7 protein-coding genes and 1 rRNA gene are annotated in these 6,841 nt (G+C 51.6%); 1 reads left to right on the top strand and 7 read right to left on the bottom strand.

Annotated elements, in window-relative coordinates:
• Nucleotides 1-94, top strand: a 5S ribosomal RNA gene (gene rrf / locus HC757_RS17565); the annotation flags it as partial.
• Nucleotides 95-499: 405 nt separating this feature from the next.
• Here rrf and HC757_RS17560 read toward each other — a convergent pair.
• The 7 genes from HC757_RS17560 to HC757_RS17530 all read right to left on the bottom strand — a co-directional run bounded on the left by HC757_RS17560 (nucleotide 500) and on the right by HC757_RS17530 (nucleotide 6,830).
• Nucleotides 500-2,137, bottom strand: coding sequence for a PAS domain-containing protein (locus HC757_RS17560; RefSeq protein ID WP_244623591.1), 1,638 nt, complete (start codon nucleotides 2,135-2,137; stop codon nucleotides 500-502).
• A 342-nt stretch (nucleotides 2,138-2,479) separates the two neighbouring features.
• On the bottom strand, nucleotides 2,480-2,872 hold the full coding sequence (gene mutT / locus HC757_RS17555; RefSeq protein ID WP_169565692.1) for an 8-oxo-dGTP diphosphatase MutT: 393 nt from the start codon (nucleotides 2,870-2,872) through the stop codon (nucleotides 2,480-2,482).
• Nucleotides 2,873-2,897: 25 nt separating this feature from the next.
• Entirely contained in the window at nucleotides 2,898-3,107 is a 210-nt protein-coding gene (gene yacG, locus HC757_RS17550; protein WP_169565691.1) for a DNA gyrase inhibitor YacG, read from the bottom strand.
• Nucleotides 3,108-3,205: 98 nt separating this feature from the next.
• Nucleotides 3,206-3,940: a cell division protein ZapD gene (gene zapD / locus HC757_RS17545; protein ID WP_169565690.1), complete on the bottom strand. Its 735-nt coding sequence runs from the start codon at nucleotides 3,938-3,940 to the stop codon at nucleotides 3,206-3,208.
• Nucleotides 3,941-3,949: 9 nt separating this feature from the next.
• On the bottom strand, nucleotides 3,950-4,555 hold the full coding sequence (coaE, locus tag HC757_RS17540) for a dephospho-CoA kinase (RefSeq protein WP_169565689.1): 606 nt from the start codon (nucleotides 4,553-4,555) through the stop codon (nucleotides 3,950-3,952).
• Between the two features lie 32 nt (nucleotides 4,556-4,587).
• Complete coding sequence (locus HC757_RS17535; RefSeq protein WP_169565688.1) at nucleotides 4,588-5,502, bottom strand: prepilin peptidase; 915 nt, start codon at nucleotides 5,500-5,502, stop codon at nucleotides 4,588-4,590.
• Nucleotides 5,503-5,561: 59 nt separating this feature from the next.
• Nucleotides 5,562-6,830: a type II secretion system F family protein gene (locus HC757_RS17530; protein ID WP_169565687.1), complete on the bottom strand. Its 1,269-nt coding sequence runs from the start codon at nucleotides 6,828-6,830 to the stop codon at nucleotides 5,562-5,564.
• Nucleotides 6,831-6,841 lie beyond the last annotated feature (11 nt).

The following is a 6,841-nucleotide window of genomic DNA, read 5'->3' as shown; positions in this document are numbered from 1 at the left end:
CCCCACCTGATCCCATCCCGAACTCAGAAGTGAAACGCAATCGCGCCGATGGTAGTGTGGGGTCTCCCCATGTGAGAGTAGGTCATTTCCAGGCGCCTAATTTTCTCGAAAGAGAAGCGATAAATCCTCAGCACACTGTGTTGGGGATTTTTTCGTTTAACAGCGTTTGAAATCTCGGCTCGCACATGGGGCTATAAATATAGTTTATGCGAGGCAGGCAACTACCATGTGCCTTCAAGGGGGGAATGCGGAGGAGAATGAAGCCCTTGCGATTACCAAACAAGCTTTGACAGAAAATGCCTCCCGGCATCTACTGGGTTTCTCATGTCTATGTTGGGTAGGGCTGAGACTTGCTGAATCGCCACTGCCTCGGTGACCAAAGGTTGTATAGGGAAGCAAATTTTACTGGGGTCTGTTGATTCGGGGAATGGAGAAATGCAGAGGGGATGCGCAGTTCCAGGCTGTCTGCAACTGGATCTGTTCTTATGCTGCGGCTCTTCTACGAGTCGTGTCCGTGCAGTTCTGTGGTGTTTGCATCGGAGTAGATGCTGCAGGGCGATTTGTGACCGTGGGAGCTGCCAGCGGCGATGCGTGCCTGTTCAAGCCATATGCTGAGCGGCAGTTGCTTGGCCGGCTCTGCCAGCGCTATGCCGATGGAGAAGGTGAATGCCTGAAGCATGTCATCCTCCAAGGAGTTATCTTGCGTGAGTAGACGCGCAATGTCACTGCCAATGGCCAAGCTATGTCGCCGAGCGATCTCAGAGTCCGATGCCAATGCCGAGGTGATGAAGACATATTCACCATCATGATAGTGGCCGTTGAGGTCCACTGCCGACAGGTAGTTTGCGAGTCTGGCAATGAGCAGCTGGATTAATGGCTTTTCGGCGGCATTTGGCTGAACTTGTGTGCCGGCCAGGCGTATGACAAACAAGGCAGATTGCTGAGCCTTTGTGTGCCTTAACATCTGCTGTTCTAGCCAGGCTTCAGCCTTGGTTGCTTTCGGGCTGCTTTGGGCGCTCAGACTGTCTGAGACATCGGTATTCATGCCAATGATCCTGCTGGGGCGCCCCTGGTCATCCCAGTCGATCAGCATTCCCCTATCCAGCACCCAAATATAATGTCCCTGTCTATGTCTGAGGCGATAAACACATTCGAATGTTTGAGTCGTCCCATTGAGGTGTTCTTGCAGGCTCTGGAGCACTCTGGCTTTATCTTCCGCATGTATTCTGCCCTTCCAGGCCCGGAAATCTTCGGTGTTATCGAGAGGGGCGCAACCCAGCATGGCTTTCCAGCTGTCGGACATAAATACCTCGCCAGTGGCGATATTCCAGTCCCAGATCCCCTTATGGTTGCCGTTGACGGCAAACAGCCAGCGCTGTTCACTGTCGTTGAGGCGTTTGAGATTATAGCTGGCGTTGTCTTTGATGAGCTCAATGCTATCTTGTAGACGGCTTAACTCGGCCGGCAGCCAGCCTGTAGGCTTGATGGGCTCTGCCATAGTGCTGTGGTTGAGTCGTTTCAGTGGACGAATGATGAGCCAATGCAAGAAGCATAACAATATCAGCAGAAAAACAGTGCCGACGCCCCAGAATAGATAAAAGGTCTGCTGCAGACTGTTGGAAGCCTTAGCCATGAGGAGAGAAAGATCATACTCGACATAGAGCAGCTCAACATTATTGTCCGGACCGAGATCACTGTTGGGGATAAGGGGATAGTATGCCTGGATAGACAACCTGTCCCTATTGATATGAATATAGGCTTGTGTCGATGACACTACCTCATAATGACGTTCGAACAGGTAGCCATCTATGACTTGGATTGCATTGCTGTTGCGCCAAACCAGGTGGTTGGCGAAACGTATCTTGCTGGCGGAATCGAGCAAAATATAGACCATCACATTGGGATCTGTCGAGGCTAATGACACTTCCTGTTCTATGCGTTCCAGATCTTGGACCAGCAGAGCGGATTCCACCAGGTGTTGTGTTCTGAAGACTTGTTGTTTCACCCATTCCAGCTGACGTTCTGCCACCGAGCCGCGTACCTGGGCATCGGCATAAAGATATGCCCCCGAGGTTAAGCACAGGTAAAACATGATAACACTCACAGGCATGAGGTAGGCTATCGCCAGCCTTGGCATTTTCAGCAAAATATCCCCTCGTTAACACTGATGTGGGTGCAGCTTGCCGGAATGTTCAAGCGACACCAGTGCAAAACTATCAAATAGATTAGGATTGAAATAATAATCCGGCTAATTTACCACAAGTCGCTCGATAGAGATTAAGACAATTGTGAAAATCGGCCTGGATGATATCTACACTTGATACCCTTTGGGTGAGGGTAAATGACGCCTGAAGAGCAATAGACTCCAGATTGGGATGCTGCTTTATGGGAGGACATCTTGGATAAGAGGGCATGCAGAAGAGGGCATGGAGCAGAATACATGGAAGAAATGCGCCCCTGTGGTACAGAGGCGAATGAACTAGAGCGCCAAAAATTTTTCCAGGATGGGCCTATTGGCCGCGGGGAATTCATACTCACTGAGCTCGGTTTTAGCTACCCAGGCCACTTGTTGCCCTTCGGCACCTATGGCTTCACCGCTGAACTCTGTGACCAGATGTATATCCAGTAATACCTGTTTATCCGGGTAATCGTAACTCAGGGCCATAAATGGCTGGCTGTGGTCAACGTCGAGATTGACCTCTTCTTTCAGCTCACGGACTAAGGCTTGGGTGACAGTCTCGTTGGCTTCGACTTTACCGCCAGGAAATTCCCATTTTCCGCCCTGATGCAAATGTTCATGACGTTTGGCAAGCAAGACGCTATTGTCATGGTTAATTATGATGCCTACGGCAACATGAACTCTTTTAGTCATAGGTGTTATATCGGCTTAGGTCGGATTATTCTTTGAAGAAGTCGGCGTCGTCATAGCCCAGAGAGTCCAAGGCTTGTGGATCGAATTCGGGTTTAACAGGAATGGCATGTTTCTCAGAGGCCCAATCGCCGAGATCGATCAACTTGCAACGTTCGCTGCAAAAAGGTTTGAATTGGGATTCAGCGACCCAGGCTACAGGTGTTTGGCAGATGGGGCAGTTTACGGCAATAGGCATAACATCTCTCTCGGGTCTGATACTGGCAATCTCTAAGACGTGCAAGCTAAGCTATATGGCTTAGGCTTAGGCTTAGGCTTAGGGGAATGATAATCCCTTCAGGTGCAGGCCGCCAGTTGGAAATCTATGTTTTGGTCAGAATGCCGCTGCTGTGCGAACTGCACAAAATGAATCGCGTAGCGATTCTTATGCCCGCTGATCGTTGGATAACAGCCATAACTGGCATCAACTTTAACCCTCACCAGGGACAGGGGGCGTTGGCTTTCGGCCTGGTAGAAGCCGGCGCAGGCACTTGCCTGTGTGTATTGGGCCGTAGCTCGGGTAAGCTCAAGCAATATGCCTATGGGGCGTAGCAGGGCATCGAAGTGACTGCACCAGTTCAGATAATCTTGTCTGCGTTCTTCCCAGGGTTTAGCCAACCAGAAATGCAACTGTGGAAGATCGAAACTGCAGCTGGCCCCAGGCATGGAAAAACGTTGTCGCAACACAGACAGGAATCTATCCTGCTTGAGCTGAGCGCCGAAGCGTTCAGATTTCTGCAATGTATCCTTGGCCTGCTGAAGCTCCTGCTGCAGCTGTGCTATTGGCATTAGATTTTCGCCTGGCTGTTGTTGCCACAGGGGGAGCTGATGTAAATGTCTGTCGATATCTTTCAATACATCGGTACGATAGTCACAACGTTCGGTCAATTCACAGAGCGAAAATAAAGGATAGAAGCATCTTTGTTGATGATCCTGACTGAAGTTATTGTGCAATTGCTTATTCAGAAATTCCAAGCGCAGGTAGCTGCGGATCTTTTCGTTCAAGGGCTGTTCGTAAATAAGTTCAGTCATGGCGTTGGGTTAGGCTTTACCGGATAAATGTAAGTATTTCTGGTGTAGTGCTAAAACCTCGCACTCTAATTTTGATATCTCTCCTTGATTATCGATAACGTCATCTGCTTTAGCCAGTTTCTCTGCCCGGCTGCTTTGGCTGTTAATGATGTTGTTAACTTGCCGGGCATCGACGGCATCACGCTGTATGGTTCTTTGGCGTTGTAATTCGGGTGAAATATCCACCACTAATGTCCGATCAACTAACTTATCCAACCCATTCTCAAATAGCAAGGGAACGACCATGATGACATAGGCGGAGCTGGCGCTGGCCACCTGACGCAGCATCTCGGCGCGGATCATGGGGTGCAATAATTGGTTAAGCCATTGCCGTTCTTTCGGCGTATTGAATACCAACTCCCGCAGCGCCGCACGGTTAAGATTGCCGTCATCGAGCAGGATTTGGTCACCGAAATGGGCCCGTATTTGTTCCAGACCCTCTGCGCCAGGGGCAACGACATCCCGTGCCACCAGATCGGCATCGACCAGGGTAATCCCTTGCTTGGCAAACAAATTAGCGACAGTGGTCTTGCCACTGCCTATGCCGCCGGTCAGGCCAACGATAAATTTTGACATGCATGCTACTCCTTAGCCCTGTGCCCTTGGGATCACAGGGTTGCCAGGTACCAATCGACAATATCCTGACCCCAGACGAGGGCAATCCAACCTGCAGCGGCGATATAAGGCCCGAAGGGAATAGGGTTGCTCTGATCGAGACGCTTGGTGACTATCAGGCTTATTCCCACCAAGGCTCCCACCAGGGATGACAGCAATATCACCAGGGGCAGCATTTGCCAGCCGAGCCAGGCACCAAATACGGCGAGCAATTTGAAATCACCATAGCCCATGCCTTCCTTGCCCGTCAGCAGCTTAAATAGCCAGAATACGGACCAGAGGCTGAGATAACCGGCAGCGGCGCCTATCAGTGCATCCGTTGCCGTGGCAAACTGGCCTTGCAGATTGAGCATCAATCCCAACCACAGCAGTGGCAGGGTGATCTGGTCCGGCAACAGCATCTCGTCCAGATCTATGCCTGTCAGGGCGATAAGGGCGAAGGTGAGCAGACTGGCGAAGAGAAACTGCCCGCTGGGACCAAAGTGCCATGCCAATACCGAGATAAGGAGTCCGGCTATGAGTTCTACCAGAGGATAACGTGGTGATATTGGCGACTGGCAAGAGGCGCATTTTCCTTGCAACATTAACCAGCCAATAATGGGTAGATTATGCCAAGGCTTGATGGGGTTGTGGCATTTGGGGCAGGTTGATGAAGGAAAAATCAGATTGTATTTGGCTGGATAGGGATCTATTGCTTCATTGAGTTTCTCAGCTCCCAGTTGCTGCAGCTGCTCCGGGTGATATTCGGCCAGATATTGGTTGCACTCCTGCTGCCATTGGCGCTTCATCATCACGGGCAAACGATGGATCACCACATTGACGAAGCTGCCTATGACGCTGGCAAACATAAAACTGATGAGGATGAACAGCCACAAGTTATGGCTTAAAACACTAAGGATTTCTGACATTTCAACTAATTCTTATTATGGGTGTGTATTACGGGTTCTTATCATGAAAAGTTAACAACTTAACCTACCACGTTACCCATTTGGAATATAGGTAAATACATGCCGACGATCAGGCCACCGACCAAGGTGCCTATCACCACCATCATTATGGGTTCGATCAGGCTGGAGAGGCCATCGACGGCATCATCGACCTGCATCTCGTAGATGTTGGCGACCTTGTTGAGCATGTTGTCCAGCGAGCCTGACTCTTCGCCTATCATCACCATCTGAATAAGCATGTCGGGGAATAGCTCAGTGGTACGCATGGCTATGTTCATCTGCATCCCGGCCATCACCTCCTGGCGTATCTTCAGCAGCGCCTTGCGGTACACCGCATTGCCCGAGGCGCCGGCGGCCGACACCATGCCGTCGATCAGCGGCACGCCGGCGGCGAAGGTGGTCGCCAGGGTGCGGGCAAAGCGGGCCATGGCTGCCTTATGCAGTATGTCGCCTATCAAAGGTATCTTCAGCACCAACTCATCGATGCGATCCCTGAAGGCCTGGGAGTTTCTGTGGGCGCGAACGAATGAGAAGGCGGCGATGATGATGCCTATCACGAAGTAATACCAGGAGGTTTGCAGCCAGCGGGAGATGCCGATGATCAGCTGGGTGAAGGCCGGCAGCTCGGCGCCGAAGCTGGCAAAGATGTCTTCGAACTGGGGCACCACGAATAGCAGCAGCAGGGTGGTAACGGCAATAGCTACTACTACTACGGCGACGGGATAGAACATGGCCTTCTTGATCTTGGATTTCAGCTGCTCGGCTTTTTCCTTGTAGGTGGCGACACGCTCGAATACCGCGTCCAGTGCCCCCGAATGCTCGCCCGCCGCCACCAGATCGACATAGAGATCGTCGAAATAACGCCTATGGGGTCGCAAGGCATCCGAGAGGGGGATCCCCGCCTGCACGTCTGCGACTATTATGCCCAGAAGCTCCCGCACCTTGGCCTTCTCATGACCACGGCCGAGCAATTCGATGGTGGTTACCAGAGGCACGCCGGCGGCCAGCATAGTGGCTATCTGGCGGGTGATCATGGCGATATCCATGGCATTGATGCTTTTTTCACGGGCAAACAGGGAGGCCGACTTCTTGCGCACCTGTTTGGGGTTGACCCCCTGCTTCTTCAGCTGGCTCTTGACCTCGGCGACGCTGCTGCCCTTGAGCTCGCCGCCCGTCTTCTTGCCGTCGCGGTTGAGGCCTTTCCATTCGAAGGTATACACCTTGGGTTGACTCTTTTGGGCTTTACTCTCTGCCTTGGACCTCTTCTTGACTGCGGTGGCGCTTGCCATAATGGCTCCTC

The organism is Shewanella salipaludis (genome assembly GCF_012911865.1).
Classification (GTDB): Bacteria; Pseudomonadota; Gammaproteobacteria; order Enterobacterales; family Shewanellaceae; genus Shewanella; species Shewanella salipaludis.
Note: the sequence above shows the minus strand (reverse complement) of the source record. Positions and strands in the feature narration are given on the sequence as shown.